This is a genomic window from Nonomuraea ceibae, from assembly GCF_019396325.1.
Classification (GTDB): Bacteria; Actinomycetota; Actinomycetes; order Streptosporangiales; family Streptosporangiaceae; genus Nonomuraea; species Nonomuraea ceibae.
This window is the reverse complement of the sequence record NZ_JAHKRO010000044.1, coordinates 1-26889: the sequence shown is the minus strand read 5'-3', so window position 1 is coordinate 26889 and position 26889 is coordinate 1. Positions and strand designations below refer to the sequence as shown.

Below are 26889 nucleotides of genomic sequence, written 5' to 3'. Positions count from 1 at the left end.
TGTAGGGTAATGTGGCGTCCGGAAGGGAGCACGACCATGCGCACACGTTCCCGGGGCGGCCGCTCGTGACCCCGCCCGGCGGCGTGCTGATCGTCGGCGCCTCGGCGGCCGGCCTGAGCACGGCCGAGGCGCTGCGGCGGCACGGCTACCAGGGCGGCCTGACGCTGCTCGACGCCGGCCCGCACCTGCCCTACGACCGGCCGCCGCTGTCGAAGCAGGTCCTGGCCGGGGTGTGGGAGCCGGAGCGCGTCCAGCTCCGTGACCAGGCGCGGCTGGACGCGCTGGGGGCGGAGTTCGCGCTCGGCGACCCGGCCGTCACGCTGGACGCGGCGGCCCGGGAGGTCACCACCGCCTCCGGCCGCGTGCTGCGCGCCGACGCCCTGGTCGTCGCCACCGGGCTGACCCCGTGCCGGCTCCCGGGCCAGGACGGGCTGGCCGGCGTGCACGTGCTGCGCACGCTGGACGACGCGCTCGCGCTGCGCGGCGACCTGACCGCCGGGCGGCGGCTGGTGGTCGTGGGCGACGGCGTGCTCGGCGCGGAGGTCGCGGCCACCGCCCGCACCCTCGGCCTGGACGTCACGCTCGCCGGCATGGGCGGCACGCCGCTCGGCGCGCAGCTCGGCGACGTGGCCGGCGCGCTGCTGGCGCGCACCCACGCCGAGCGCGGGGTCCGGCTGCGGCTCGGCGTCACCGTCGAGGAGCTGACCGGCGCCGCGGGCCGGGTCACCGGGGTCCGGCTGGCCGGGGGCGAGCTGCTGGCCGCACGAAGGGCTCGGCAGGCGGCTGCGCCTGGAGAACCGCACCAACGCCACCGAGCAGGCCCAGGCGGTGGCGGCCAACATCCTCGGCGCGGACCGGCCGTACACGCCGATCCCCTACTTCTGGACCGACCAGTACGACGTCAAGATCCAGGCTCACGGGCTGCCGTCACCGGCGGCCGAGCTGACCGTCGCCGAAGGCGACCCGGAGGAGCACCGCTTCGCCGCCCTCTACCGCGAGGACGGCCGGGTCACCGGCGTGCTCGGCTGGAACATGCCCAAGCAGGCGCGTGTCCTGAGGCAGCAGGTCCTCGCCGCCCAGCCGCTCGCGCCCGCGTGACCCGTCCGCGCGTGACCAACCACTACCGCAGAGGAGATGCCGCATGAGCGTCAACGAGCAGGTCCTGCGCTACCCGATCCCCAGTGACGCGGCGCTCGACCCGCCCGCCGAGTGGGCGGAGCTGCGCAAGGAGTGCCCGGTGGCCCACGTGAAGCTGCCCAGCGGCGACACCGCCACGCTGCTGACCCGCTACGACGACGTCAAGCAGGTGCTGGCCGACCCGCGCTTCACCCGGCAGCTCACCGCGCCCGACGCGGCCCGGCTGTCGGCCGAGGGCGGCGGCGTGTTCAGCAACGAGATGGCGACGATCATCCCCGACGGCGGCGAGGAGCATCAGCACTGGCGGCGCCTGGTCGGCAGGTGGTTCACCGCCAAGCGGATGTCGGCCCTGCGGCCGTCGATGACGGAGATCGCCGAGGGCCTGATCGACGAGATGGTCGCGGGCGGCGCGCCCGGCGACCTCAGGGCCAGCCTCGGCTTCCCGCTGCCGGTCTACGTCATCTGCGACATGCTCGGCGTGCCAGCGGAGGACCGTGACCGGTTCTCGTACTGGTCCGACACGCTGCTCAACCTCACGCGTTACGGCAAGGAGGAGATCGACGCCGCGCAGGCGGAGTTCTTCCAGTACATGTCCGGCCTGGTGGCGGGCAAGCGGGCCGCGCCCGGCGACGACCTGCTGAGCGAGCTGATCGCGGTGGGCGGCCCCGAGGAGGGCGGCCTGTCCGACCTGCAGATCGTGGTCACCGGCATGGGCCTGCTGGTCGCCGGGCACGAGACGACCGCCAACATGATCGGCAAGATGGTCTCCATGCTGCTGGCCGACCGCGGCCGCTGGGAGAGCCTGCTGGCCGACCCGAAGCTGATCCGCACGGCCGTGGAGGAGACGCTGCGCCTGGACGCCAACGCCGGTTTCGGCCTGCCCCGCTACCTGGGCGAGGAGACCGAGGTCAGCGGCACGGTCCTGCCGCGCGGCACGACCGTGGTGTGCAGCATGGCCGCGGCCAACCGCGACGAGAGCGCCTTCGAGGCCGCCGGCGAGATGGACCTGACCCGCAGCCCCAACCCGCACCTGGCGTTCGGCGCGGGCGCGCACTCCTGCCTGGGGCAGGCGCTGGCCCGCACCGAGCTGCAGGTCGTGCTGGAGGTGCTGCTGCGCAAGCTGCCCACGCTGGAGCTGGCCGTGCCCGCCGGGGAGCTGGAGCGGGTGGAGGGGCTGGCCGTCGGCGGCCTGCGCACCGTTCCGGTCCGCTGGTAGCCGGTCCGCTGGTCATCGGAAAGGGGAGGATCGGAATGAAGGTCATCGTCGACGAGGACAAGTGCTGCGGCGCCGGGCAGTGCGTGCTGATCGCGCCGGAGGTGTTCGACCAGCGTGACGACGACGGCATCGCCGTCGTGCTCCAGGCCGAGCCGGGCGCGGACCAGCACGACGCGGTCCGTGAGGCGGCGGCGGTGTGCCCGGGGGCGGCCATCGAGCTCGGCTGACCCGGGCGGGCCGGGGAGATGCCGCTACGGTGATTCATCAGGGCACGACGGATATGTCGCCCATCCTGTTGATCACGCCGGAAGGTGCACCGTGGACTACGAACGCCAGCCGTACAGAAGGTGTGGCCGTAGCGGCCTCCTGCTTCCCGCCGTGTCGCTCGGCCTGTGGCACAACTTCGGCGGCGGCAAGCCGCTCGACGGGCAGCGGGCGATCCTGCACAAGGCTTTCGACCTGGGCATCACGCATGTCGACATCGCCGACCGCTACGGCCCGCCGCTGGGCGCAGCCGAGTCGGCGTTCGGCCGGCTGCTGCCGCGCTCGCTGCGCGACGAGGTGGTGGTGACCACCAAGGGCGGCAACCCCATGTGGGACGGCCCGTACGGCAAGGGCAACTCGCGCAAGCACCTGCTCGCCACGCTGGACCGCTCGCTGGCCCGGCTGGAGCTCGACTTCGTCGACATTTTCTACCTGCACCGGGACGATCCGGACACCCCGCTGGAGGAGCAGGTGGCGACGCTCGACCACCTGGTGCGAACCGGGCGGGCGCTGTACGTGGGCGTGTCCAACTTCTCCCCGCAGCGCACCGCCGAGGCCGCCCGGCTGCTGCGCGAGCTCGGCACGCCGCTCCTGGTGCACCAGCCGTCCTACTCGCTGCTCAACCGGGAGATCGAGGACTCGCTGCTGGGCGTGCTGGAGGAGCACGGGGTCGGCTGCGTCGTCTACTCGCCGCTGGCGCAGGGGCTGCTCACCGACCGCTATCTCGACGGCATCCCCGCCGACTCGCGTGCCGCCGAGGGGCGCTTCCTCACGCCGGACCGGGTGACGCCGCAGGTGCTGGCGTTCGTCCGGGCGCTCGCCGGGCTGGCGCGGGCGCGCGGCCAGTCGGTGGCCCAGCTCGCGCTCGCCTGGGCGCTGCGCGACCCGCGCGTCACCTCGGTGCTCGTGGGCGCCTCCAGCCCCGAGCAGTTGGAGGCGAACGTGGCCGCCGTGGACCGCCTGGACTTCACCGCCGACGAGCTCGCGGCCATCGACGCCGCCGCCAAGGAGGCCGGCCTGGCGGGCTGACGGTCCGGCGCGGCCTGCTGTTGCGGTCAGCCCGCGTGCTCAGCCCGTGCGCCAGTCGCCCGAGCCGAGCGCGCCGGCGGCCTGCGGTCCCATCAGGCCGAGGCCGCCGTCCACGAACACGCTCGCGCCCGTCACGTACGAGGCGCCGGGGCTCACCAGGAAGGCGATCACGGCGGCGACCTCGCGGGCGTCGCCCGGCCTCGGCACCGGGTAGCCGGGCCGGGTGCCCGGCTGCGGCGGCAGGTCCTCCTGCCCGGTCATCGGCGTGGCGATCTCGCCCGGCGCCACGGTGTTGACCGTGATGCCGTACTCGGCCAGCTCCAGGGCCAGCACCCGGCTGAGCATCCGCAGCCCGCCCTTGGCCGCGCAGTACGGCCCTGCGCCGACGCGCGGGTGCTCCTCGTGCACGCTGGTGACGTTGACGACGCGCCCGCCCCTGCCGGAGGCGATCATGCGGCGGGCGGCCCGCTGCGCGCACAGGAACGGCCCGTCGAGGTCGACCGCCACGACCGAGCGCCAGCGGTCGTACCCCATGTCCAGCAGCGGCTCGGCGGTGCCGGTGCCGGCGTTGTTGACCAGCGCGCCGAGCCCGCCGAGCTCGTCGGCCAGCTCGTCGACGACGCCCGCGGCGCGTTCCGGATCGGTGAGGTCGTGCCCGCGCACGGCCGGCGCCCGGCCGAGCTCGCGCACCTGCCGTGCGGTCTCCTCGGCGCCGTCGCGGTCGGCGTGATAGGTGATGCCCACGTCGAATCCCTGCTCGGCCAGTGCCACGGCGGTCGCCCTGCCGATGCCGGAGTCGGCCCCCGTGACGATCGCCACCTTGTCGTACCCGTTGCCCATGCCGCTGCCCCTGCCCGCTCCGCTGGGGCTTATGGCTGCGGAGGGGCGTAGCCGAGGACGTGGTCGTGCAGCAGGCGGCCCACGGCCGGGTCGCCGCGCCGGAACGCCTCGACGATCGGCCCGTGGTCGGCCGCGTTCTCGTGCAGCCGCACCCTGAACAGGCGGATCGACAGGTGGGTCCACACCTCGATGCCCAGGGACTCCCACACGGACGCGAGCACGGCGTTGCCCGAGGCGGCGACGATCTCGCGGTGGAAGGCGACGCTGTGCCGCACCTGGTCCGTGAGCGAGCCGGCGGTCGCGGCCTCGTGCAGCCGGGTCAGGTGGAGCTCCAGCGCGTCGGCGTCGGGGTGGCCGAGCGTGGCGGCCTTCTCCTCCAGGCAGGCTCTGACCTGGTAGACCTCGCGCAGGTCGGCGGCGGTGAACGCGCGCACGCGGGCGCCCCGGTTGGGGACCGTCTCGATCAGCCGCAGCGCCTCCAGCTCGCGCAGCGCCTCGCGGACCGGGGCCTGGCTGACCTGGAGCTCGGTGGCGAGGCGGCGCTCGACGATGCGGTCGCCGGGCTCCCACCGGCCGTCGATCAGGCCGTCCAGCAGCACCTGGCGGATCTCGTCGCGGAGCGGGGACCGTTCGACCGGATTCATCCGACCATCATAGACCGGATGATCGATCATAGGGTGTTTAATGGAGGCATGGAGAGAGATCTGGACCCTCAGGAGACCGCGGAGTGGCTGGAGTCGCTGGAGGCGGTGCGCCGGGCCGCCGGTGACGAGCGCGCCGAGTTCCTGCTGCGCAGGCTCGCCACCGGCACGCGCCCGCTCAACACCGTGCCCACCGAGCGGGAGCCCGCCTACCCGGGCGACCTGGAGCTGGAGGAGCGCATCGCCGCCTACGACCGGTGGAACGCGGCGGCCATGGTCACCCGGGGCAGCGTCCTCGGCCTCGGCGGCCACATGGCCACCTACGCCTCGGCCGCCTGGCTGTACGAGGTCGGGTTCAACCACTTCTTCCACGGCGCCGACGACCAGGTCTACTTCCAGGGCCACGCCTCCCCCGGCGTGTACGCGCGCGCGTTCCTGGAGGGGCGGCTGAGCGAGGCGCAGCTCGACCTGTTCAGGCGGGAGACCGCCGGCGGGCTGCCCTCCTACCCGCATCCGCGGGCGATGCCCGGCTTCTGGCAGTTCCCCACGGTGTCGATGGGCCTGGGCCCGCTCAACGCCGTCTACCAGGCGCGGTTCAACCGCTACTTGCTGAACCGGGGGATCAAGGACACCTCGCGCAGCCACGTGTGGGCGTTCCTCGGCGACGGGGAGATGGACGAGCCGGAGGCCACCGCCGCGCTCACCCTGGCCGCCCGCGAGGGGCTGGACAACCTCACCTTCGTCGTCAACTGCAACCTGCAGCGCCTCGACGGGCCCGTACGCGGCAACACCAGCGTCGTGCAGGAGTTGGAGAGCGTGTTCAGGGGCGCGGGCTGGCACGTGGTCAAGGCGCTGTGGGGCCGCGACTGGGACGGGCTGCTCGGCTCGGACGAGCTGGTGGCCAGGCTCTCCGCCGTGCCGGACGGCCAGTTCCAGACGTACGCGGCCTCGACCGGCGCGTACATCAGGCAGAGCCTGTTCGCCGGGCTGGAGGCCGTCGCCGCGCCCTACAGCGACGACCAGTTGCGCGCGATCGTCGGCGGGTCGCGGGCCGGGCACGAGCCGCGCAAGGTGCACGCCGCCTACCGGGCGGCGCTCGACCACCGGGGCGCGCCCACGGTGGTGCTGGTGCAGACGGTGAAGGGCTGGACGCTCGGCGCCGGGGTCGAGGCGCGCAACGCCAACCACCAGATGAAGAAGCTCACCCAGGACGAGTTCGCCGCCATGCGCGACCGGCTCGGCCTGCCCGTCCCGGACGAGGCGCTGAGCGGCGACCTGCCGCCGTACCTGCACCCCGGCCCCGGCTCGGCGGAGGCGCGCTACCTGGCCGAGCGGCGGGCCGCGCTCGGCGGCCCGATCCCGCGCCGGACCGTCTCGTACGCGCCGCTGCCCCCGCCCGCGGAGCGGCCCTTCCAGGCGGCGGCCAAGGGGGGCGGGCGGATCGCCACCACGATGGCGTTCGTGCGCCTGGTCAAGGAGCTGATGAAGGACCCGGAGACCGGCCGCCGGTGGGTGCCGATCGTGCCCGACGAAGCCAGGACGTTCGGCATGGAGTCGCTCTTCCCCACCGCGAAGATCTACTCGCCGCTCGGCCAGCGCTACGACGCGGTCGACCGGGAGCTGCTGCTGGCCTACAAGGAGGCGGTCGACGGGCAGATCCTCATCGAGGGCATCACCGAGGCCGGGTCGATGGCGTCGTTCACCGCCGCGGCCTCCAGCTACGCCACCCACGGCGAGGCGATGATCCCGTTCTACATCTTCTACTCGATGTTCGGCTGGCAGCGGACCGGCGACCAGATGTGGGCGCTGGCCGACCAGCTCGGCCGCGGCTTCCTCGTCGGCGCGACGGCCGGGCGCACCACGATGACGGGCGAGGGGCTGCAGCACGCCGACGGCCACTCGCAGCTGCTCGCCTCGGCCAACCCGGCGTGCCTGGCCTACGACCCGGCGTTCGGCTACGAGGTGGCCGTGATCGTCCGGGAGGGGCTGCGCAGGATGTACGGGCCGGCGGGCGAGGACGTGTTCTACTACCTCACGCTCTACAACGAGCCGCTGCCCCAGCCGGCGATGCCGGAGGGCGTCGAGGAGGGCATCCTCAGGGGCCTCTACCGCTGCTCCGAGGGCGGCGGGCGGGCCCACCTGCTGGCCAGCGGCACCGCGATCCACTGGGCGCTGGAGGCGCAGCGGCTGCTGAAGGAGGAGTACGGGCTGGGCGTGGACGTGTGGTCGGTGACCTCCTGGAGCGAGCTGCGGCGCGACGCGATGGCCGCCGACGGCGTGCCGTATCTGCAGCGGGCGATGGCGGACACGCAGGGGCCGGTGATCGCGGTGAGCGACTGGATGCGGGCGGTGCCGGACCAGATCCACCCGTGGATCGGCCGCCCGTGGACGTCGCTCGGCACCGACGGCTTCGGCCTGTCCGACACGCGGGAGGCGGCGCGGGAGCACTTCGGGGTGAGCCCGCGCGCCATCGCGGACGCGGTGATCAAGGCCGTCCAGTGACGAGCCCGGCCGCCGCTACCGCTCGGCCTTGAGTGCGGCCGGGCGGAGCACGGCGGCGTCGCGCGAGGCCATCGCGTCCAGGAGGCCGGGGCCGCGCCGGTGGAGCAGGCGCACGCTGAGCACCGGGGTGGCGTAGAGGAGAGCACCGGCCAGGAGGACGGCGGCGGCCACCCACCCCGGGCCGCCGGCGAGCGCGCCGGCGACGCCGGGCACGGCGGCGGCCGCCAGGACCACCGGGAAGATCGTCATCTGGCCGCCGGTCGGATCGCCCGCCTGCTGGCCGGGGTGGACGCGATCGCGGGCGTCGGCGCCCACGGCCGGCATCACGAGCGCGAGCAGCGGCGCCGCCGCGCAGCCGGCGGCGGCGGCCGTGACGGCGCCGCCGAGCGCGGCACCGCCCAGGGGCGAGCCGGTCACGGCCCACAGCACGGCCGCCAGCGCCACCGACGGGACGCCGAACAGCAGCGCCCAGGCCGCCATGCGCCCGCGCACGTCCGCCCGGAGCGCGCCCGGGGTGGTGAGGAGCTGCCACAGGGCCGTGCCGTCCAGGGCGTAGGTGTTGATCGCGACCATCGCGCCGAACACCGCCGCCGCGGGCCCCACCAGGGGCAGGGCCCAGCTCCAGTCGGTGAGCGCGATGACGGCCGCCATCAGCAGCGGTGTCAGCCAGGCGCTGCGCAGCTCCACCCCGCGCGCCGGGTCGCGCAGCCAGGTGGCCAGCTCCCGCGAGACGACCGCCGCCACCTGCGGGCTGGTGCCGGGCAGCGGCAGCGGGCGGCCCGGCACGGCCGGCCGTCGCGGGACCGCCCGGCGGGGCGGCCGGCGCAGCGCCCGCGCCGTCAGCGCGATCCAGCCCGCCTGCAGCAGGACGCCCCAGGCCAGCAGCCCCGCCAGCGGCGCCGCGACCTCGCCGAAGCCGGCGCCGTCACGCACGGCGACCGCCACGCCGTAACCCCAGCCGGTGGGCAGGGCGGTGAGCGCGTCGATCACGGGCGCGGGCAGATGCCCGAACGTGGGGATGACGAGCGCGGTGTCCCCCTCACCGAGCCGCGGCAGCAGCCAGGCGGCGATCGGCACCCATCCGGCGAACGACAGCGCGAGCATGATCGCGGTCTGCAGCGCCGCCAGGGTCATCCCGGCCCGGGTCTGCAGCAGCCAGGCGGCCAGCGCCGCCACCGTCTTGCCCGCCCAGATCAGCAGGTAGAGCTGGGCGGCGGCGGCCAGCGCGGCGATCGCCGCCGCCGCGGGGCCGCCCGGCGCCGCCAGCACCACCAGGGACGCCAGGCACGCCAGGGTGATCAGCGGCCCGACGCCGAGCAGTTCCGTCCAGGACAGCGCGCGCGCCAGCCGCCCGGGCCGCAGCGGATAGCCGCGCAGCCACTCGCGTGAGATGACCGAGGGGTCGTGGCGCGGCTGAGCCAGCGGCCCGAACACCCACATGCCGCCCCACACGGTGAGCGCCACCGCGACCCAGCCCTCGTGGATCACGCCACGGGCGGCCGGCGCCGAGCCCGCGACCACCAGGGCGGCCAGGACCAGGCCGGTGACCAGGCCGAAGGCCCGCTCGTTGTGCGGGCCGTTGCGCAGCAGGCGCAGCTTGAGCGCGAACAGGGCGCCCGTCATCGCAGCCACTCCAGCGGGCGCACCGGGTCGGCGCCGACCAGCTCGATGAAGCGCTCGTTCAGCGTGGAGCCCGCAGCCACCTCCTCGGTCGGCCCTTCGACCAGCACCCGTCCACCGGCGACCACGGCCACCCGGCGGCAGTTGCGTTCGACGAAGTCCATGATGTGGCTCGACAGGAGCACGGTGCCGCCCCCGTCGACGTACTGCTTGAGCACCTGCTCGATGGAGTGGGCCGAGACGGGGTCGATGGCTTCGAACGGCTCGTCCAGCACGAGGACGCGGGGCCGGTGCAGCATCGCGAGCGCGAGATTGATCTTCTTGCGCATGCCGGTGGAGTACTCCACGATCAGCGTGCGCGGGACCGCGTCCAGGCCGAGGATCTCCAGCAGGTCGCCCGCGCGGGCCTGCCAGCCGTCGTCCAGGCCGCGCAGCCCGGCGCTGTAGCGCAGGACCTCGGCGCCGGTCAGCCGCTCGGGCAGGGACAGCCCGTCCATCATGACGCCGAGCTGGGCGAGGGCGGCCTCGCGCGCGGTGCGCAGGTCGTGGCCGGCGATCCTGATCGTGCCGGACGTCGGCTCGCGCAGGCCGCACACGGCCATGAGGGTGGTGGTCTTGCCGGCGCCGTTCGGGCCGACGACGCCGTAGAACATCCCGGGCGGGACGCTCAGGCTGAGCCGGTCGACGGCGACCGCGGACCCGAAGCGCTGGGTGAGGTCCGCCACCTCGACGGCGGGAACGGGGGAATCGAACACGGCCTTCTTCCTGAATCTCGGGAGAGCTGGCTCATTCTGGGCGGATGCCGGGCAGAGTGTCAACACGGCACGTGCCGTTCCACTTAGTGGCGTTCGCGGCGTGGGTGGCGACGCGGCAGCGTCCGCCATTCGACCAGCAGGACGGTGGCGTCGTCCTGGAGGTGGCCGTCCTGGTGGTCGAGGATCGCCCGGATCAGGCGGCGCAGCGTCTCGGGGGCGCTCACGCCGTCGGCCTCGCGGCGGAGGATGAACTCGGTGAAACGCTCCAGCCCGTACGGCTCCCCGGCGGGGCTCTTGGCCTCGACGACGCCGTCGGTGTAGAGGACGAGCCGGTCGCCGGGTTCGAGCCTGAAGCGTGACGGGCCCGCCTCGGCGCCCAGCCGGAAGCCCATCGGCGGGTCGGGCAGCGTCTCCAGCGTGGCCGCGACCCGGCCGCGGCGCAGCACCATCGGCGGGTGGTGGCCGCGGTTGACCCAGGTCAGCTCGCCGGTCGCGGTGTCGAGGGCGGCCAGCACGCCGGTGGCGAACCGGGTGCGGGCGAACCGGTCGGCGATCGCCGCGTCGATCGCCTCGGCGGCGGCGCACAGGTCGGCGCCGCGGCGGCGGGTGTCGCGGTAGCAGCCCATGGCGATCGCCGCCGTCAGGCCGGCGGAGGTGTCGTGCCCCATCGCGTCGAAGATCGCCAGATGCAGGACGTCGCCGGTGACCGCCTGGTCGAAGGCGTCGCCGCCGACCACGTAGGCCGGCTCCAGCGCCGCGCTGACCAGCACCCGCTCGCCGGCGAAGGCCCGGACCGGCAGCGGGCGCCACTCCTGGTGGCCGCCGGGCTGCCGCCTGCCCGCCACCAGCGTGGCGAGCAGGGCGGCCAGCCGCCGGACGCGCCGTTCGGCGGCGGCGTCGAACAGCGGCACGGTCAGGCCGAGCACGCCGATCCGCTGCGTGCCGTCGAGCAGCGGCGCCCACACCTGCTCCCCGGCCGCCGAGGCGCCCGACCGGACCAGCTCCATGCTGCGGAAGGCCAGGCCCGCCACGCTGTCGTCGACGCCCAGCGGCTCCAGCACCGCCCCCGAGGCGTCCCGCTGGCCCGGCAGCGGCACGAGGAAGCGCTGCCACGGGTCCGCCACGTAGATGGCCGCGCCGGTGAACCCGGCCGGCGCGGCGTGCCGGGCGAGCCGGTCCGGGAGGTCCGCGCTCACCCGCGTCAGTCTCCCGGCGGCGGCTCGACCAGCGGGGTGTCGACCAGATGCTCGATCAGGAACCAGGTCTGCAGCTCGCCGGTGCGGATGACGTCGGAGACCAGCAGGTCGTTGGTGCCGTCGTCGCCCATCTCGGCCGTCCGGGCGGCGGCGTCGTGGGCGGCGACGAGGATCGTCTCGTGCGCCTCGATCAGGCGCGTCAGCATCGCGGGCACCTCTTCGGCGCCGTCCGGCGGGCGCGGCACCACGGTGATCTCGGCGACGTGGCGCGGGTCGCCGACGGCCACGCCGCCGAGCGTCTGCACCCGTTCGGCGATCAGGTCGACGAGCTTGTTCTGCTCCTCGGCGTGCTTGTCCAGCAGCAGGTGGAGCTGGTAGAAGGTGGGGCCGCGCATCAGCCAGTGGTGCTTCTTGTACAGGGCGTACAGGATCTGGGTGTCGGCCAGGATCTGGTTGAGGCGCTGGCACGAGTACATGCGGGCCTCGTACGACAGGCCCAGCGGGAACATCCGGACCGTGCCGTACTCCTGGATCTGCACCCCGTTCAGGTGCGGCCACGGCTGGCTGTCGGCCTTCCTGCCGTTCCTGGTCGTGCGTTTGCCGGCCAAGGCGTCCTCCTTCGTCACGTAACGGGGAGGTTCCCGGTGCCGTCCCAAGCGAGCGCCAGCACCATCCGCGCATCGGGGCAAGAATCACCCCGAAGGCCGCAGATTGCTGCGCCGTCGGCCTGGGCGAACGCCTCTTTCTTGCTTCCTACGCAAGACCGTATGCCGCACACGCAAGCAGTGCCTAGAGTCGGCGGCATGGCGAACCATCACCACCACGACGACCACTCGCTGGCCGAGATCCTCGACCTCGACGGCGAGGTCCTGCACTCCTACCTGTCCGACGTGACCGCCTGGGTCCGCGACCTGACCGCCGACCGGCCGCCGCACCGCCTGCTCGACCTGGGCAGCGGCACCGGCACCGGCACGTTCGCGCTGCTGGAGCGCTTCGGCGACGCCGAGGCTATCGCGCTGGACCAGTCGGAGCCGATGCTGCGCCACCTGGAGGGGCGGGCCCGCGAGCGCGGGCTGGCGAGCCGGGTCCGCACCCTTCAGGCGGACCTCGACACGGGCTGGCCGCCGGTCGGCGAGGTCGACCTGGTGTGGGCGTCGGCGTCCCTGCACCACCTGGCCGAGCCCGGCCGCGTCCTGGCCGAGGCGCATGCCGCGCTGCGGCCCGGCGGGCTGCTGGTCGCCGCGGAGACGGCCGGCTTCCCGCGCTTCCTGCCCCAGGAACACGCCGGCCTGGAGGAGCGCTGCCATGCGATCCTGGACCGGCGCCGGGCCGAAGCGCTGCCGCACTTCGGCGACGACTGGGGGCCGCGCCTGGCCTCGGCCGGCTTCACCGTCGAGGCGGAACGGGTCTTCGACGTGCGGCTGACGCACCCGCTGCCCGCCTCGGCCGGCCGCTACGCCGAACGGTCGCTGCGGCGCATGCGCCACGGCCTCGACGGCACGCTCGACGCCGCCTCCCTCGCCGCGCTCGACGCCCTGCTCGACGGCATCGGCGAGCGCGACGACCTGGAGGTGCGCACCACCCGGACGGTGTGGGCGGCCAGACGCTAGATCGTCGTTGCGGGCCGCCAGCATTCCCTCGCCGTCACGCCACTCTACAGAGAGTGGCGAGCTGATTACGTTCAGTGAGCGAACGGTCCGGATCGGTGATTGCGAGGAACCATGACCACGGAGCCGCGGCTGAGCCTGGACACCCAGGCCGCGCGCAACCTGGCCACGACCACCAAGACCCGTCCGCAGATGCGGGCGATCACGTCCCGCTGGCTGCTGCGCCGGTTGCCGTGGGTCGACGTGGCAGGCGGCACCTACCGGGTCAACCGCCGGCTGACGCACGCCGTCGGGCGCGGGCGCGTGGGCATCACGCACACCGGCGCCGACGACGTACGGATCGTCCCCGAGACGCTGACGGAGATCCCGGTGCTGCGCGGCTTCGCCGACACCGGCGTGCTGGACACGATCGCCGCGACGTTCCGGCAGCGCGACGTACGGCCCGGCGAGGTGGTCGTCGAGGCGGGCACGCCCGTCAGCGAGCTCTACGTGATCGCGCACGGCCGCCTGGACCGGCTCTCCACCGGCCCGTACGGCTCCGCGCAGCACCGTGGCGTGATCGGCGACGGCGACCAGTTCGGCGACGAGCTGCTCAGCCAGGACGACGCGCGCTGGCCGTACACGATCCGGGCGGCCACGGCGAGCACGATCCTGGTGTCGCGGAAGACCGACCTGCGGCGGATCGCCGGCCGGTCGGCGGCGCTGCGCGAGCATGTCGAACGGTTCGCGGAGCTCGCCGGCAGGCCGGTCAACCGGCGCGGCGAGGCGGCGCTCGACATCGCCGCCGGGCACACCGGCGAGCCGGTGCTCGGCGGCACGTTCGTCGACTACGAGCTGCGCCCGCGCGAGTACGAGCTGAGCGTGTCGCAGACGGTCCTGCGCGTGCACACCCGGGTCGCCGACCTCTACAACGGGCCGATGAACCAGCTCCAGGAGCAGCTCCGGCTGACCGTGCAGGAGGTCCGCGAGCGCCAGGAGTGGGAGCTGCTCAACAACCGCGACTTCGGGCTGCTGCACGCCACCGACTACGGCCAGCGGATCCGGCCGCGGTCGGGGCCGCCCACGCCCGACGACCTGGACGATCTGATCAGCATGCGCCGCAGGACGCGCCTGCTGCTCGCCCACCCGCGAGCGATCGCGGCGTTCCTGCGCGAGTGCAACAGGCGCGGCCTGGTGCCTGACAGCGCCGACGTCGACGGCCACGCGGTGCCCTCCTGGCGCGGCATCCCGATCTTCCCGTGCGACAAGATCCCGGTCAGCGAGCGCGGCACCAGCTCGATCGTGGCGATGCGCACCGGCGAGGACGACCAGGGGGTCGTGGGCCTGCACCAGGTGGGCCTGCCGGAGGAGCACGAGCCCGGCCTGAACGTCCGGTTCATGGGCGTCGACTCCCAGGCGATCATGTCGTACCTGGTCAGCGCCTACTATTCGGTGGCCGTCCTGGTGCCCGACGCCTGCGGGATCCTGGAGGACGCCGACCTGGCCGCCGCCGCCCGGCCCTAGCCGGGCGGGCCGCCTCACGCCAGGTAGCGCAGCCACAGGTACGGCGCGACGAGCGCGACGGTCACCGTGGCCGTGATCAGGCCGTACTTGGTGAACTGCCAGAAGCTGATCGGCGTGCCGTTGCGGGCGGCGATGCCGAGGACGACGACGTTGGCCGCCGCGCCGACGGCGGTGGCGTTGCCGCCGAGGTCGGCGCCGAAGGCCAGCGCCCACCACAGCACCTGCGTCGGCCCGTCGCCGGCCTGGACCAGCTCGGCGACGATGGGGCTCATGGTGGCGACGTACGGGATGTTGTCGACGATGGCCGACAGCACGGCGGACGCGCCCAGCAGGCCCATCGTGGCCAGCTCCAGCTGCCCGGCGGTGGCGTCCACGGCGGCCTCGGACAGCTGCGCGATGACGCCGGTCTCGACCAGGGCCCCGACCATGACGAACAGCCCGGCGAAGAACACCAGCGTGGGCCATTCCACCTCGGCGATGGCCTGCTCAGTCGTGATCTTGGTGGCGGCGACGAGGACGCCCGCGCCCAGCAGGGCGACGATCGAGGGCTCGTAGTGCAGCACCGGATGCAGCACGAACGCCGCCATGACCAGGCCCAGCACGGTGAGCGACTGCCACAGCAGCCGCCGGTCACCGATCGCCTCGTTCTCGTCCAACGCCATCACCGCCGCCGCCCGCTCCGGATCATGACGGAACGTCCGCCCGAACATCAGCCAGCACAGGCCGACGAACACCGCCATCAACACGACCACCATCGGCGCCATGTGGACCAGGAAGTCGTTGAAACTCAACCCGCCCCGGCTGGCGATGATGATGTTCGGCGGATCACCCACCAACGTCGCCGCACCACCGATGTTGGACGCCATCGCCTCCGCGATCAAAAACGGCACCGCAGAAACCGCCAGCCGCTCACACACCAAGAACGTCACCGGCGCGATCAGCAACACCGTCGTCACATTGTCCAGCAACGCCGACGCCAGCGCCGTGATCAGCACCAGCAACACCATCAACCGAAACGGCCGCCCCCGCGCCCGCTTGGCCGCCCAGATCGCCAGATACTCGAAAACCCCCGTCTCCTTCAGCACCCCCACAATGATCATCATGCCCAGCAGCAGAAAAATCACATTCCAGTCGATCCCGGAATGCTCCGAAAAGAACGCCGCCTCCGCACCCGTGGCATGGATCAACAACATGATCCCCGCCCCACCCAGCGCCGCCGCCACCCGATGCACCTTCTCCGACGCGATCAACGCGTACGCGACAAGGAACACCGCCACGCTCACCCAGGCGAGCGCCGTCATGCGCCGAGCGCCCGGTCGAGCAGCGCCTGGAGCGTGACCGCGCCCAGCAGGCGGCCGTCGCGGACGACGGCGACCAGCGGGCTGCGGGTGCGCGCCATCAGCGCGGCCAGCTCCAGCACGGTGGCGTCCTCGTCGGTGATCGGCAGCTCGCGCCACCGGCCGGACGGCAGCGCCTCGCGCACCGTGCGGCCGTCGAGCCGGTCCAGGAACGCGTCGGCGTGCTCCTCGTCCACCACGCGGGCCAGCGCCGGGTCGTCCTGGCAGTAGCCCGGCACGGCCAGGCGCAGCACCTCGGCGCCGGGCAGGATCGTGAGCGGCGCGCGGTCGCCGCCGGTGACGATGAGTCCGGGCAGGTCCTGCTCGGCCAGCAGTCTCGCGGCTTCGAGCACGGGGGTGTCGGGGCCGACGACGGGGAAGTCGGCTAGGAGGTCTCGGGCGCGCACGCGCACATCCTTCATTCGACGGGGATGGGACGTGCCGACCAGACTTCCCGGCTCACCTGACCATGACGGTATCACCCGTCCCGGGGTGAGCAGCAGATCACACCAGGCACGTATCACCGCATTTCGCTCAATATTGTTCATCTCATGACATCCCTGCTGCTCGTCGAAGATGACGCGGTGATCCGCACCTCGGTCGGCCGGGCCCTGGAGCGCTACGGCTACCGGGTGTCCACCGCCGCCGACGGCCTCGGCGGGCTGGAGGCGGCGCTGGCGGGCGGCCACGACCTGCTGCTGCTGGACGTGATGCTGCCCGGCCTGGACGGGATCAGCCTGTGCCGCAGGGTCCGGGAGAGCAGCCAGGTGCCCGTCCTGCTGCTGTCGGCCCGCGGCGACGGCCTGGACGTCGTCGCCGGGCTGGAGGGCGGCGCCGACGACTACGTGGTCAAACCGGTCGACCTGCCGGTGCTGGTGGCCAGGATCCGCTCCCTGCTGCGCCGCGCCGCCGTCGCCCAGCCCTCCCCCGCGTCCGGGCAGGCGGGCGCGGTGCTCACGTTCGGCGAGCTGAGCGTCGACACCGGGGCGCTGGAGGTGCGGCGGGCCGGGCGGCGCGTCGAGCTGACGCCGACCGAGCTGCGGCTGCTGCTGGAGTTCGCCGCCCACCCCGGCATCGTGCTCGAACGCGCCACGCTGCTGCGCACGGTCTGGGACTACGGGTGGGACGGCGACAGCCGCGTCGTCGACCTCTGCGTGCAGCGGCTGCGCAAGAAGATCGGCGCCGGCCGCATCGAGACCGTGCGCGGGTTCGGCTACAAGCTGACCACCACGTGAACCCGGCCTCGCTGCGGTGGAAGATCGCCGCCCTCGTCACGCTCGCCGCCGCCGTCGCCGCCGCCATGGTCGGGCTCCTCGTGCACCAGGCCACCTGGCAGCGCGCCCTCGACACCGGCGAGGCCCAGGCCCTGGAGGCCCTGGAGAAGTCCCTCGCCTCCGGCCGGCCCGGCGTGGTCGCCCTCGCCGAACTGCCCGGCGACCTGGCGGCCCGGCTGCGGCCCGGCCGCCCGGCCGTCCAGTACGGCCTCGACCACCGCGACGAGCCGTGGATGTGGGCCGCCCAGCCGTACGGCGACGGCCGGCACGCGGTCAGCGTGCAAATCTCGATGGGCTCGCAGCTGCTCCGGCTGCACGCGCTCGACCGCGACATGGCCAAGGCCGCGCTGACCGCGCTCGCCGTGGTGGTGCCGGTCTCGGCGGGCCTGGCCGAGCCGGCCAACCGGCGGCTGCGCCGCGTCGCCCGTACCGCCCGCAGGATCGCCGCCGGCGACCTCGACGCCCGCACCGGCCCCGCACCGCCGCGCCGGCGCGGCCGGGACGAGATCACCGACATCGCCGCCGCCGTCGACTCCATGGCGGCCGCGCTCCAGCACCGGCTGCTGGCCGAGCAGCGGTTCACCGCCGACGTCGCCCACGACCTGCGCACCCCGCTGATGGGGCTGGTCGCCGTCGTCGAGCTGCTGGAGGAGGGCGAGGCGGCCGACCTGGTACGCGACCGGGTGCGGGTGCTGCGCAAGCTGGTGGAGGACCTGCTGGAGGTCTCCCGGCTGGACGCGGGCGCCGAGGTCGCCGAGCGGGCCCGGGTGCCGCTGGCCGAGCTGGCCGAGGAGTCGGCGGCCCGGCTGGGCGTCGAGGCGCGGGTGATCGCCGGCGGGAACCCGGTGGCCGAGACGGACCCGCGCCGCCTGGATCGGATCCTCGCCAACCTCGTGCTCAACGCCCACCGCCACGGCGCCCCGCCGGTCGAGATCACGATCGGCGTCACGACCGGCGGCCATGTGATCGAGGTCCGCGACCGGGGGCCGGGCTTCCCCGCGGAGCTCCTGGACGGCGGGCCGGAACGCTTCCGCACCGGCGCCGCCGAACGCGGCCACGGCCACGGCCTCGGGCTGACGATCGCGCTGGGCCAGGCCCGGGTCATCGGCGCCGAGCTGTCCCTGGCCAACACCCCGGACGGCGCCGTGGCCGTGCTGCGCCTCCCCCTCGGGCCCGCAGGCTGATACGCGGCCGATACACGGCCGAGCGGCGGCGGAGACACGGTCACGGCCTGACGGATACGGCGATGGCGCACCGTTTCCGGCATGCGACGTACGTTCATGCTTGTCTTGTTGCTGGTGAGCGCGTGCTCGGCCGTTCCGTCCGGGGCCGCGGCGCTGCCGTGGCCCGCCGAAGGGCAGGCGGCGGTCGAGGTCGACGGCCTGGGCAGCCTGGGCGCCACCGGCGACCGGGAACCGGTGCCCATCGCCAGCCTCACCAAGGTCATGACCGCCTACGTGATCCTGCGCCGTCACCCGCTCCGGCCCGGCGACGACGGCCCGCCGATCACGGTGGACCGCACCGCCGCCGAGGAGGCGTACGCGCCGCAGGAGTCGACCGTCCCGGTCCGCGAAGGTCAGACGATCCGGCTGCGGCGGCTGCTGGAGCTGATGCTGGTGCCCTCGGGCAACAACGCGGCCCGCCTCCTGGCCCGTCACGACGCCGGCTCCGAGGCGCGGTTCGTCCAGCGGATGAACGCCGCCGCCCGCCGCCTGGGCATGGCCGACACCACCTACACGGGCGCCAGCGGCAACGAGGACACCACCGTCAGCACCGCCACCGACCAGCTCAAGCTCGCCCGGGCGGCGATGCGCGACCCGGCGTTCCGCGCGATCGTGGCGTCACCGGGCACGGCCGTCCCCGGTGACGCCCGGACGCTGCCCAGCACCAACACGCTGCTCGGCAGGCACGGCGTCATCGGCGTCAAGACCGGCTCCGGCACCGCCGCCGGAGGCAACCTCATGTGGGCCTCCCGGGTACGGGGCCGCCTGGTGCTCGGCGTCATCCTCGGCCAGGCGGCCGGGACCAACCCGGTCGCGGCCAAGGCCGCGGCCCTGGAGGCGGGCAGCCGGATGACGGCGGCGGTCGAGCAGCACCTCACCCGGTCACGCTGAGCCGCAAGGTGCCGGGCTGCGGCGCCGGCCCGCCCGCCTCCGGCACCACAGCGGCAGGCCCCGCACGAGCTCCAGCGCCCGGCCCGCCGGGCTCGGCGCCATCCGTCGCGCCCGAGGCCGGCAGCGGGCGACCTCCCGGTGCTCCCGCAGCTCGATCAAGCGGGCTGGCTCCCTCCTCAGTACGAGGAATCTCCCGGGGAGACGAGCCCCGTCTCGTACGCGAGCACGACGGCCTGGGCGCGGTCACGCAGACCGAGCTTGGTGAAGATGCGGCCGACATGGGTCTTGACGGTCGACTCGCTCAACGTGAGCACACCGGCCAGCTCCGCGTTGGACAGGCCCTGCCCGACGAGCGTCAGCACCTCGAGCTCCCGGGGTGTCAGGGCGGCGAGGTCACGGTGCGGGGCGGGCGCGCGGGCCGGCTGACGGTCACCGGCGGCGAACCGCTCCACCAGCCGCCGGGTGATCGACGGCGCCAGAAGGGCGTCACCGGTGCCGACCAGGCGCACCGCGGCGGCCAGGTGCTCGGCGGTCACGTCCTTGAGCAGGAAGCCGCTCGCGCCGAGCTGGAGGGCGGCGTAGACGTACCGGTCGAGGTCGAACGTGGTCAGCATGATCACCCGGCAGCCGGGGAGCTCCCGCAGGATGTGACCGGCGGCCTCGAGCCCGTCCATGGTGGGCATGCGGATGTCCATCAGGACGACGTCGGGACGCAGCTCCCGCGCGGCGGCGACCGCTTCGGCCCCGTCGGCTGCCTCCCCGGCCACGGGGATGCCCCGGGTGGTGAGGATCAGCCGGAACCCGCTGCGCACCAGCGCCTGATCGTCGGCGATGAGCACCCGCGGCTCTTCGTACGCCGTCATGTGCCGTCCAGCGGGATGCGAGCCCGGACGCGATAGCCGCCGCCCAGCCGTCTCCTGGCGTCGAGATCGCCGCCATAGACGGCGACCCGCTCCCGCAACCCGAGCAAACCGCGCCCAGCCCCCTCCTGGCGACCAGCTTCTCGGTACCGGCCGGCCCCTTCCTGATGACCAGCCCCTTCCTGATGGCCGGTCCCGGACGGTCGATCGGCGGAGGTCAGCACGCTGGGCCCGGTGTTGAGGACCTCCACCCGCAGCGAACGGTCGGCGTACCGCACCGTGACCTGCGCCGTCACACCGCTGCCGTGCTTGAGCGCGTTGGTGAGCGCCTCCTGCACGATCCGGTACGCGGTGACGTCGATCCCGGCCGGCAGCGGCCGCGGCTCCCCCGAGATCCGCACGTCGACGGGCAGCCCCGCGAAGGCGATCCGGTCGATCAGCGGCCCCAACCGGCTCAGGCTCGGCTGCGGCGCCAGGTCGCCCCCGTACGGCTCGCCGCCCCCGTACGGCTCGTCGTCGCCGCTCTGCGACGGCGCGAGCACCCCCAGCAGGTGGCGCAGCTCGGTCATCGCGTCGCGCCCTGCTCCCTCGACGGCCTTCAACGCGGCCTCCGCCTCACCCGGCATCGTGGGCAGCACCTCGCGGGCGGCGGCCGCCTGCACCACCATGAGGCTGACGTTGTGGCTGACGATGTCGTGCAGCTCGCGGGCGATGCGGGCGCGCTCGGCGTCGACGGCGGTGCGGGCGGCGCTCTCACGCTCGCGCTCCAGCAGCCAGCCGCGCTCCTCCAGCGCCTTACGGTGCAGGCGCCGCGCCCTCACCAGCGCCACGGCCAGCCCCGAGGCGACGGCGCAGGCCACCCCCAGCGCGACGTACGACCACACGCCACTACTCTCCCAGACCGCCCCCGAGGCCCGCATCAGTCTCCGGGACCGATCCCGTACGCCCCCGGTACGACCCCCACCGCCGTCCGGCCATCCGCACACTCCGGACACGACGCGCATCAGCCCCGCACGCCCCGGACACGACGAGCACCCGCCCTCCCAGGCCCGTCCCGTACGCCCTCGAGCACCCGCCCTCCCAGGCCCATCCCGTACGCCCCCGGTACGACATGGCCGGGCGAGATCGGTCCCCGGACCGATGTGGGCCTATCGGGTGCTGGCCTAGCGTGCTGCGCGTGAGCCAAGACATCGTGCGGCTGGACGGCGTGCGCAAGGACTACGGCGAGACCTCGGCGCTGGACGGCGTGTCCCTGCGCATCGGCGCGGGCGAGGCCGTCGCGGTGATGGGCCCGTCGGGGTGCGGCAAGTCGACCCTGCTCAACCTGATCGCGGGCCTGGACCGCCCGACCGGCGGCTCGGTCGTGGTCGCGGGCCAGGATCTGAGCCGATTGGACGAGACGGGGCTGGCGCTGTTCCGGCGACGGCACATCGGGATGATCTTCCAGTTCTTCAACCTGGTCGACGACCTGCCGGCACTGGACAACGTGGCACTGCCGGCCCAGCTCACCGGAATCCCGGCCCGCCAGGCGCGACGGCGTGCGCTGGAGCTGCTGGACGAGCTCGGCATCGCGGGCCGCAAGGACGCCTACCCCGCGGTGCTCAGCGGCGGCGAACGGCAGCGCGTCGCGGTGGCACGCGCCCTGATGAACCGCCCGGCGCTGCTCCTGGCCGACGAGCCGACCGGCGCACTCGACAGCCGCTTCGGCGAACAGGTGATGGACCTGCTCATCGACCTCAACCAGATCGGCCAGACCCTGCTGCTCGTCACCCACGACCCCCACCTGGCCACCCGCTGCGCCACCCGCCTCATCGAGCTCGCCGACGGCCGGGTGGCCCGCGAGAACACCCTGGAGCACACCGAATGAGCACATCGAGCGTGCAACATGCCTGCAGGCCCGGGATGCGCAGCACCGAAGGAAGCCCGCTGGGGCGTGCGCAGTGACCCCCAACCCAGGCACTCCCGAACCCCCAGCCGAGCCGCTGTCCGAACACCCCACCGGGCACCCGGCCGGGGACCCCTCAGCCCCGCCGCCCAAGCACCCCGCCGTGCAGCCCACCGAACCCCGCTCACAGCACCTCGCAGAATCCCCCTCCGAGTACCCCACCGGGCACCAGTCCGGGCATTCCACCGAGCGCCCGCCCACGCGCCCGTCCGAGCACCGGTCCGGGCACCGAGGCGGGCGGCGGGCGGAAGCCGGAGCCGGGGCAGGGGCCGGAGCGCGAGCTGGGGCTGCGACCAGAGCCGGGGCAGGAGCTGGAGTTGGGGCTCAGGCTGGAGCCGGGGCGCAAGCTGGGGCTGTGGCCGAGGCGCAAGCTGGGGCCGGGGCTGGGGCCGGGGCCCGAGCGGGGGCAGGAGCCCGAGCCCGAGCTGGGGCGGGGGCGGGGGCGGTGTGGCGGGTGGCGCGGGCGGCGGTGCGGCGGCGGAGGCTGCAGACGGTCATCACCGGCTTGGTCGTCCTGTGCGGCACCACGACGATCATGCTCACCCTGGGCCTGCTCGACGCCGCCACCTCCCCGTTCGACCGGGCGTTCGCCGGGCAGCGCGGCGCTCACGTGGTCGCCTCCTTCGACGCTGCCAAGGAGGCGCTGGCGGCGACCGCCGGGCGGCCCGGCGTCGAGGCTGCGGCGGGTCCGTTCGACCAGGTCGTCGCCGACTTCCCCAGGACCACCGACATCCCCGAGGCGGAGGGCCCGCTCAAGCTGGTGGGCCGGGCCGATCCGGGCGGCCCGGTGGATCGCGTCCACCCGCTGCACGGGCGCTGGGCCACCGCGCCCGGCGAGATCGTCCTCAACCTGCGCGACGCCGACGGCCTGCTCCGCCCCGGCATGCTGGGGGCGCGGCTCCGCGCGCCGGGACTGCCGCCGTTGACGGTCGTCGGGGTCGCCTCCGGCATGAGCCAGTCGGCCGACGCCTGGGTCACGCCCGCCCAGGCCGCCGCGCTGCGCCCGACCGGCGTGCAGATGCTCTACCGCTTCACCGGCGACGCCTCCACCGAGCAGGCCGTACGCGCCGGGCTCGACGCGGCCACCGCCGGGCTGCCCGCGGGCGCGCTGACGGTAGCGCAGTCCCATCTCTCGCTGCGCCGCGCCTTCTCCAGCGCCGCCAGCGCCTATCTGCCGCTGATGACGCTGTTCGGCGTGCTCGGCCTGCTGGTCGCCGTCCTCATGGTGGCCAACGTGGTCAGCGGCGCCGTCGTGTCGGGCTCGCGCCACATCGGCGTGCTGAAGGCCATCGGGTTCACCCCCAACCAGGTTGTCGCCGTCTATCTGGCGATGGTGTCGCTGCCGGGCGCCGCCGGGTGCGTCGCGGGCACGCTGCTGGGCAACGCACTGGCCGGGCCCGTGCTGGACACCGCCTTCCAGGGGGTCGAGCGCGGCAGCGCCGGCATCGGGATCAGCCCGTGGGTGTCCGCCGTCTGCTTGGCCGGCATGCCGCTCGTCGTCGTACTGGCCGCGCTGGTGCCGGCGCTGCGCGCGCACCGGCTGCCGACCGCGCGGGCGATCAGCGCGGGCAGCGCGCCGCTACGGGGCCGCGGGCTGCGCGTCCAGCGGCTGCTCGGCGGCACCCGGCTGCCCCGCGCCGTCAGCCTGGGTCTGGGTCAGCCGTTCGCCCGCCTGGGCCGGACCGCGATGACGATGGCGGCGATCGTCCTCGGGGTCGTCACCGTCACCCTCACCACCGGCCTGACCAGCACGCTGGTGGCCTTCGCCGAGGCGGACGCCGGCGCGGTCCCGCGGGTCGGCGTGCGGGCGGGCCAGCCGGCGTTCCAGCAGGTGGCGCCCGAGCTCGACGACGAGCGGATCGAGGCGCTGCTGCGGTCGCTGCCGGGCGCGTCGCGCGTGACGGCGAAGGTGTTCGTCGACGTGCACCTGACCGGGCACGCGCAGCGCAGCGCCGTGAACTTCCAGCGCGGCGACCCACCGGCGATGGCCGCCCAGATCGTCGAGGGACGCTGGCCGGCCGCGCCCGGCGAGGTCGCCGCCCCGCCGGCGTTCCTGGCGCAGCGCGGCCTGGCCGTCGGCGACCGGATCACGCTGGAGCTCGACGGCAGACGGGTCCCCGCCGCCGTCGTCGGCCAGATCATGAGCGGCGACCCGCGCTTCCTCTGGTCCACCTGGGAGACGCTGACCGCGCTCGCCCCGGGCACCGGCGCCGACCACTACGAGGTGCTGCTCACCCCAGGGGCCGACGCCGACGCCTACGCCGCCGCGGTCAGGGCGGCCGACCCCGGCCTCCACCCGTCCGTCGCCCGCCCCGACACCCGCGCCGCCGCGACCGTCGTCGCGGTCGCCTCCGTCTTCACCACGCTGCTGATCGTCGTGGCGTCGCTCGGCGTGTTCAACACCGTCCTGCTCAACGCCCGCGAACGCCGCCGCGACCTGGGCATGCTCAAGTCCATCGGGATGACGCCCCGCCAGGTCACGATCATGATGGTGACGTCGATGGCGGCGCTGGGCGTGGCGGGCGGCCTGCTCGGCATCCCCGGCGGGATCGCCGCGCACCGCCTGATCGTCGACAACGTGGGCACCGTCGTGTTCCCCGAGGCCATGAAGAACGTCTGGGACGCGCCGCAGCTCGCGGGGGCGGCGCTGTCGGGCGTGGTGATCGCCGTCCTCGGCGCCCTGCTCCCTGCCCGCTCGGCGGCCCGCCAGACGATCGCCACCGTCCTGCACAACGAGTGACCCAGTGTCCCGGGAAAGACGGCCCATTCGCGCCTATGCGCGGAGCGGCCCCCTGCGCAACATCGGCATCGGCGCGTTCGGCGCGGGGGCGAGCCGCAGAAGCCCGTGCGGCAAGGGCCGCTCTCGCCGGTGAGGTTGTTTCACGTGTACGGGCGCGTACGACGTGCGGCTTCCCAGGCGCGGGACTGCGTCGTCGAGCCGGCCGGGTGGTCGCCCTATGCGGTCTTGCCGGGTTCGGGGAGTGGGGGTGGGGCGGCGAGGGCGCGCAGGAGGGTGGTGTGGAACGCGCGGGTGGCTTCGGCTCGGGGCAGGCGGCCTGCGGCGGTCTCCTCGGCGGCGGCGTGGGCGAGCTTGATGGTGACGGTGGCCAGCCAGGCGGCCGGGAGCCGGTCGTCGAACTCGCCGCTGTCCTGGCCGCGCCGGATGACCCGCAGGAGGCGGTCGCTGATGAGGGTGTGGCGTTCGTGGTCGTCCTGCGGGGGCACGGCCACGGAGCTGATCTTCTCCAGCAGGGCGGGGTAGCGCCCGGCGGTCTCGGCGCCGGCGTCGAGCAGGCGCAGCAGCGCGGCGGCGGCCGGGCCGGTGTCGGGGCCGGTGGCGTCCATGGCGGCGGCGGTCTCTTCGGTGAGCCGGTCGACGACGGCCGCGAGCAGCCGGTCCCGGTTGGGGAAGTGCGCGTAGACGGTCTGGCGGGTGACGCCGGCGGCCGTGGCGATGGCTTCGACGCTGGCGTCGGGCCGGGTGCCGAGCAGGCGTACCGCGGCGTCCAGGACGGCGGCCCTGCTGCGCTGGGCGTCCGCACGGCGGTTCGGAGTCATCTCTTACACCTTGTCAAAATTGTCGGGCCACGCATATCTTACAACGCGTAAGAGATCGTACCGTTGGCGAAGGAAGACCGTGATCACCACCGATCCCGCGCAGTTCATCACCGACTTCTACTCCTCCTTCCACGACGACCTCGTCTCCACCGACGAGGACGCGGCCGTGATCGTCGACCGCTATCACACGCCGGACGTCGTCCAGTACGCCGACGGCAACCGCATGGACCGCGGCAAGCTCATCGCGCACACCCGCCCGGTCCGCAAGAACCGGCCCACCAGCCGCATCGAGGTGCACGACGCGCTGGCCGACGGCGACCGGCTCGCCGCCCGCTACACCCTGTACGTGCACAATCGCGGCAAGGACCTGGCCATCGAGGTGCACTTCTTCGGCCGGTTCGCGCCCGACGGCCGCCTGCGCGAGGGCAACTCCTTCACCCGCACCGTCAAGGAGTCCGCATGATCGCCGGCACGTACACCGTGGCCGGGATGGCGTGCGGCCACTGCGCGGACGCCGTCACCGAGGAGGTGGAGCGCGTCGCCGGGGTCACCGCCGTCGCCGTGGACGTGGAGCACGACACGATGACCGTGACCAGCGACCGCCCCCTGGACGTCGAGGAGGTGCGCGCCGCCGTCGAGGAGGCCGGCTACGAACTCCTGGACACCGAGGTCCAGCAGCAGACGCCCGGAAAGGCGCACCCGAAGTGACCGGCCGGGGCGTACGGCACCGACCGGCACCCGGCGGCCCTGACCCGGCGGCCCTGACACAGCGCGCCTGACACAATGGCGTGAATGGTCACCCGTGTCCTCATCGCCGACGACCAGAGCGGCATCCGTGAAGCGTTCCGGCTGATCCTCGACGCCCAGCCCGACATCACCGTGGTGGCCGAGGCCGCCGACGGGCTGGCCGCCATCGAGACCGCCAGGGCGATCGGGCCGGATGTGGTGCTCGCCGACATCCGCATGCCGGGCGCCGACGGCATCGAGGTGGCCCGCGCCCTGTCGGGCACCGGCGTGCACGTGGTGATCGTGACGACGTTCGGGCTGGACGAGTACGTGCACGCGGCGCTGCGGCACGGGGCCTCCGGCTTCGTGCTCAAACGCTCCGGGCCCGCGCTGCTCGTGGAGGCGGTGCGGGCGGCGGTGAACGGCGACATGCTGATCAGCCCGCAGCTCACCGTACGGCTGCTGCGCGAGCGCGCGCTGCCCCGGGAGGCGACGGCCGTCGTCCTCACCGAGCGGGAGGACGAGATCGTCGCCCTGGTCGCCCAGGGCAGGACGAACGGGGAGATCGCCGCCGAGCTGTTCCTGTCGCCGGGCACCGTCAAGAACCACATCGCGGCCATCCAGCGCAAGGTGGGCGCGCGCAACCGGGTGGCGATCGCCGCCTGGGCCTGGGCCAACGGCCGCGTCACCGACCTGTAGGCCGACCCCGCCGCACGGGCCCCGGCCCCGCACCCCGGCCCCGCACCCCGGCCCCGCACCCCGGCC

26 protein-coding genes and 1 pseudogene are annotated in these 26889 nt (G+C 74.0%); 16 read left to right on the top strand and 11 right to left on the bottom strand.

The window, feature by feature from the left end; genetic code table 11:
• Positions 1–11: 11 nt before the first annotated feature.
• The 5 genes and pseudogenes from KME80_RS50675 to KME80_RS25345 all read left to right on the top strand — a co-directional run.
• Positions 12–704: pseudogene (locus KME80_RS50675) on the top strand (NAD(P)/FAD-dependent oxidoreductase); the annotation flags it as partial.
• A 124-nt stretch (positions 705–828) separates the two neighbouring features.
• On the top strand, positions 829–1098 hold the full coding sequence (locus tag KME80_RS50670) for an oxidoreductase C-terminal domain-containing protein (RefSeq protein ID WP_308125927.1): 270 nt from the start codon (positions 829–831) through the stop codon (positions 1096–1098).
• A gap of 43 nt (positions 1099–1141) precedes the next feature.
• Positions 1142–2353 carry a cytochrome P450 gene (locus tag KME80_RS25355; protein WP_219508640.1) on the top strand — a complete coding sequence of 404 codons (1212 nt, stop codon included), beginning with the start codon at positions 1142–1144 and terminating at the stop codon, positions 2351–2353.
• 35 nt (positions 2354–2388) lie between these two features.
• Complete coding sequence (locus tag KME80_RS25350; RefSeq protein WP_219508639.1) at positions 2389–2580, top strand: ferredoxin; 192 nt, start codon at positions 2389–2391, stop codon at positions 2578–2580.
• A gap of 91 nt (positions 2581–2671) precedes the next feature.
• Positions 2672–3646 (top strand): aldo/keto reductase, encoded by a 975-nt coding sequence (locus KME80_RS25345; protein ID WP_219508638.1) that lies wholly within the window; start codon positions 2672–2674, stop codon positions 3644–3646.
• A 39-nt stretch (positions 3647–3685) separates the two neighbouring features.
• Here the strand turns inward: KME80_RS25345 and KME80_RS25340 are convergent, their stop codons facing one another.
• Positions 3686–4486, bottom strand: a complete 801-nt coding sequence (locus tag KME80_RS25340) for an SDR family oxidoreductase (RefSeq protein ID WP_219508637.1) — start codon at positions 4484–4486, stop codon at positions 3686–3688.
• A 29-nt stretch (positions 4487–4515) separates the two neighbouring features.
• Positions 4516–5160, bottom strand: a complete 645-nt coding sequence (locus KME80_RS25335) for a GntR family transcriptional regulator (RefSeq protein WP_219508636.1) — start codon at positions 5158–5160, stop codon at positions 4516–4518.
• An 18-nt stretch (positions 5161–5178) separates the two neighbouring features.
• On the opposite strand from KME80_RS25335, the gene aceE reads away from it, so the two are divergent.
• A complete protein-coding gene (gene aceE / locus KME80_RS25330) occupies positions 5179–7629 on the top strand; it encodes a pyruvate dehydrogenase (acetyl-transferring), homodimeric type (protein ID WP_246645772.1) in 2451 nt (816 codons plus the stop codon).
• 15 nt (positions 7630–7644) lie between these two features.
• Here the strand turns inward: aceE and KME80_RS25325 are convergent, their stop codons facing one another.
• The 4 genes from KME80_RS25325 to KME80_RS25310 all read right to left on the bottom strand — a co-directional run bounded on the left by KME80_RS25325 (position 7645) and on the right by KME80_RS25310 (position 11808).
• On the bottom strand, positions 7645–9252 hold the full coding sequence (locus tag KME80_RS25325) for a hypothetical protein (RefSeq protein ID WP_219508634.1): 1608 nt from the start codon (positions 9250–9252) through the stop codon (positions 7645–7647).
• Entirely contained in the window at positions 9249–10004 is a 756-nt protein-coding gene (locus KME80_RS25320) for an ABC transporter ATP-binding protein (protein ID WP_219508633.1), read from the bottom strand. Before KME80_RS25320 ends, KME80_RS25325 begins: the two co-directional genes overlap by 4 nt.
• An 83-nt stretch (positions 10005–10087) precedes the next feature.
• Complete coding sequence (locus KME80_RS25315; RefSeq protein ID WP_308125926.1) at positions 10088–11200, bottom strand: PP2C family protein-serine/threonine phosphatase; 1113 nt, start codon at positions 11198–11200, stop codon at positions 10088–10090.
• 5 nt (positions 11201–11205) lie between these two features.
• Positions 11206–11808: a Dps family protein gene (locus tag KME80_RS25310; protein ID WP_246645771.1), complete on the bottom strand. Its 603-nt coding sequence runs from the start codon at positions 11806–11808 to the stop codon at positions 11206–11208.
• Positions 11809–12003: 195 nt separating this feature from the next.
• On the opposite strand from KME80_RS25310, the gene KME80_RS25305 reads away from it, so the two are divergent.
• Positions 12004–12810 (top strand): class I SAM-dependent methyltransferase, encoded by an 807-nt coding sequence (locus tag KME80_RS25305; protein WP_219508632.1) that lies wholly within the window; start codon positions 12004–12006, stop codon positions 12808–12810.
• 111 nt (positions 12811–12921) lie between these two features.
• Positions 12922–14310, top strand: a complete 1389-nt coding sequence (locus KME80_RS25300) for a family 2B encapsulin nanocompartment shell protein (RefSeq protein ID WP_219508631.1) — start codon at positions 12922–12924, stop codon at positions 14308–14310.
• A 14-nt stretch (positions 14311–14324) separates the two neighbouring features.
• On the opposite strand, the gene KME80_RS25295 is transcribed toward KME80_RS25300, so the two are convergent.
• Both KME80_RS25295 and KME80_RS25290 read right to left on the bottom strand, forming a co-directional pair.
• Positions 14325–15611 carry an ArsB/NhaD family transporter gene (locus tag KME80_RS25295; RefSeq protein ID WP_219508630.1) on the bottom strand — a complete coding sequence of 429 codons (1287 nt, stop codon included), beginning with the start codon at positions 15609–15611 and terminating at the stop codon, positions 14325–14327.
• Positions 15608–16054: a CBS domain-containing protein gene (locus KME80_RS25290; RefSeq protein ID WP_219508629.1), complete on the bottom strand. Its 447-nt coding sequence runs from the start codon at positions 16052–16054 to the stop codon at positions 15608–15610. Before KME80_RS25290 ends, KME80_RS25295 begins: the two co-directional genes overlap by 4 nt.
• 144 nt (positions 16055–16198) lie before the next feature.
• Between KME80_RS25290 and cseB the strand changes: the two genes are divergently transcribed.
• The 3 genes from cseB (at position 16199) to KME80_RS25275 (ending at position 19035) form a co-directional block, all read left to right on the top strand.
• Complete coding sequence (gene cseB / locus KME80_RS25285) at positions 16199–16882, top strand: two-component system response regulator CseB (protein ID WP_219508628.1); 684 nt, start codon at positions 16199–16201, stop codon at positions 16880–16882.
• A complete protein-coding gene (locus tag KME80_RS25280; protein ID WP_308125925.1) occupies positions 16879–18105 on the top strand; it encodes a sensor histidine kinase in 1227 nt (408 codons plus the stop codon). The genes cseB and KME80_RS25280 overlap by 4 nt, the downstream gene beginning before the upstream one ends.
• Before the next feature lie 81 nt (positions 18106–18186).
• Positions 18187–19035 (top strand): D-alanyl-D-alanine carboxypeptidase family protein, encoded by an 849-nt coding sequence (locus KME80_RS25275; protein WP_219508627.1) that lies wholly within the window; start codon positions 18187–18189, stop codon positions 19033–19035.
• Positions 19036–19211: 176 nt separating this feature from the next.
• Here KME80_RS25275 and KME80_RS25270 read toward each other — a convergent pair whose 3' ends face one another.
• Positions 19212–19898 carry a response regulator gene (locus KME80_RS25270; protein ID WP_219508626.1) on the bottom strand — a complete coding sequence of 229 codons (687 nt, stop codon included), beginning with the start codon at positions 19896–19898 and terminating at the stop codon, positions 19212–19214.
• Positions 19895–20779: a sensor histidine kinase gene (locus KME80_RS25265; RefSeq protein ID WP_219508625.1), complete on the bottom strand. Its 885-nt coding sequence runs from the start codon at positions 20777–20779 to the stop codon at positions 19895–19897. The genes KME80_RS25270 and KME80_RS25265 overlap by 4 nt, the downstream gene beginning before the upstream one ends.
• Positions 20780–21072: 293 nt before the next feature.
• Between KME80_RS25265 and KME80_RS25260 the strand changes: the two genes are divergently transcribed.
• A complete protein-coding gene (locus tag KME80_RS25260; RefSeq protein WP_308125924.1) occupies positions 21073–21762 on the top strand; it encodes an ABC transporter ATP-binding protein in 690 nt (229 codons plus the stop codon).
• A gap of 523 nt (positions 21763–22285) precedes the next feature.
• Positions 22286–24580, top strand: a complete 2295-nt coding sequence (locus KME80_RS25255; protein WP_219508623.1) for an ABC transporter permease — start codon at positions 22286–22288, stop codon at positions 24578–24580.
• 215 nt (positions 24581–24795) lie between these two features.
• Here KME80_RS25255 and KME80_RS25250 read toward each other — a convergent pair whose 3' ends face one another.
• Entirely contained in the window at positions 24796–25398 is a 603-nt protein-coding gene (locus tag KME80_RS25250) for a TetR/AcrR family transcriptional regulator (RefSeq protein ID WP_219508622.1), read from the bottom strand.
• Between the two features lie 79 nt (positions 25399–25477).
• Between KME80_RS25250 and KME80_RS25245 the strand changes: the two genes are divergently transcribed.
• The 3 genes from KME80_RS25245 to KME80_RS25235 all read left to right on the top strand — a co-directional run bounded on the left by KME80_RS25245 (position 25478) and on the right by KME80_RS25235 (position 26823).
• Positions 25478–25861 (top strand): nuclear transport factor 2 family protein, encoded by a 384-nt coding sequence (locus KME80_RS25245; protein ID WP_308125923.1) that lies wholly within the window; start codon positions 25478–25480, stop codon positions 25859–25861.
• Positions 25858–26106: a heavy-metal-associated domain-containing protein gene (locus tag KME80_RS25240; protein WP_219508620.1), complete on the top strand. Its 249-nt coding sequence runs from the start codon at positions 25858–25860 to the stop codon at positions 26104–26106. The genes KME80_RS25245 and KME80_RS25240 overlap by 4 nt, the downstream gene beginning before the upstream one ends.
• An 84-nt stretch (positions 26107–26190) precedes the next feature.
• A complete protein-coding gene (locus tag KME80_RS25235) occupies positions 26191–26823 on the top strand; it encodes a response regulator (protein WP_219508619.1) in 633 nt (210 codons plus the stop codon).
• Positions 26824–26889 lie beyond the last annotated feature (66 nt).

What these genes read in the sequence shown, in the direction of transcription:
- KME80_RS25355 (WP_219508640.1), top strand. Translation starts at nt 1,142, where the DNA reads ATGAGCGTCAACGAGCAGGTCCTGCGCTACCCGATCCCCAGTGACGCG.
- KME80_RS25350 (WP_219508639.1), top strand. Translation starts at nt 2,389, where the DNA reads ATGAAGGTCATCGTCGACGAGGACAAGTGCTGCGGCGCCGGGCAGTGC.
- KME80_RS25340 (WP_219508637.1), bottom strand. Translation starts at nt 4,486, where the DNA reads ATGGGCAACGGGTACGACAAGGTGGCGATCGTCACGGGGGCCGACTCC.
- KME80_RS25335 (WP_219508636.1), bottom strand. Translation starts at nt 5,160, where the DNA reads ATGATCGATCATCCGGTCTATGATGGTCGGATGAATCCGGTCGAACGG.
- aceE (WP_246645772.1), top strand. Translation starts at nt 5,179, where the DNA reads ATGGAGAGAGATCTGGACCCTCAGGAGACCGCGGAGTGGCTGGAGTCG.
- KME80_RS25325 (WP_219508634.1), bottom strand. Translation starts at nt 9,252, where the DNA reads ATGACGGGCGCCCTGTTCGCGCTCAAGCTGCGCCTGCTGCGCAACGGC.
- KME80_RS25305 (WP_219508632.1), top strand. Translation starts at nt 12,004, where the DNA reads ATGGCGAACCATCACCACCACGACGACCACTCGCTGGCCGAGATCCTC.
- KME80_RS25300 (WP_219508631.1), top strand. Translation starts at nt 12,922, where the DNA reads ATGACCACGGAGCCGCGGCTGAGCCTGGACACCCAGGCCGCGCGCAAC.
- KME80_RS25295 (WP_219508630.1), bottom strand. Translation starts at nt 15,611, where the DNA reads ATGACGGCGCTCGCCTGGGTGAGCGTGGCGGTGTTCCTTGTCGCGTAC.
- cseB (WP_219508628.1), top strand. Translation starts at nt 16,199, where the DNA reads ATGACATCCCTGCTGCTCGTCGAAGATGACGCGGTGATCCGCACCTCG.
- KME80_RS25275 (WP_219508627.1), top strand. Translation starts at nt 18,187, where the DNA reads ATGCGACGTACGTTCATGCTTGTCTTGTTGCTGGTGAGCGCGTGCTCG.
- KME80_RS25270 (WP_219508626.1), bottom strand. Translation starts at nt 19,898, where the DNA reads ATGACGGCGTACGAAGAGCCGCGGGTGCTCATCGCCGACGATCAGGCG.
- KME80_RS25250 (WP_219508622.1), bottom strand. Translation starts at nt 25,398, where the DNA reads ATGACTCCGAACCGCCGTGCGGACGCCCAGCGCAGCAGGGCCGCCGTC.
- KME80_RS25240 (WP_219508620.1), top strand. Translation starts at nt 25,858, where the DNA reads ATGATCGCCGGCACGTACACCGTGGCCGGGATGGCGTGCGGCCACTGC.
- KME80_RS25235 (WP_219508619.1), top strand. Translation starts at nt 26,191, where the DNA reads ATGGTCACCCGTGTCCTCATCGCCGACGACCAGAGCGGCATCCGTGAA.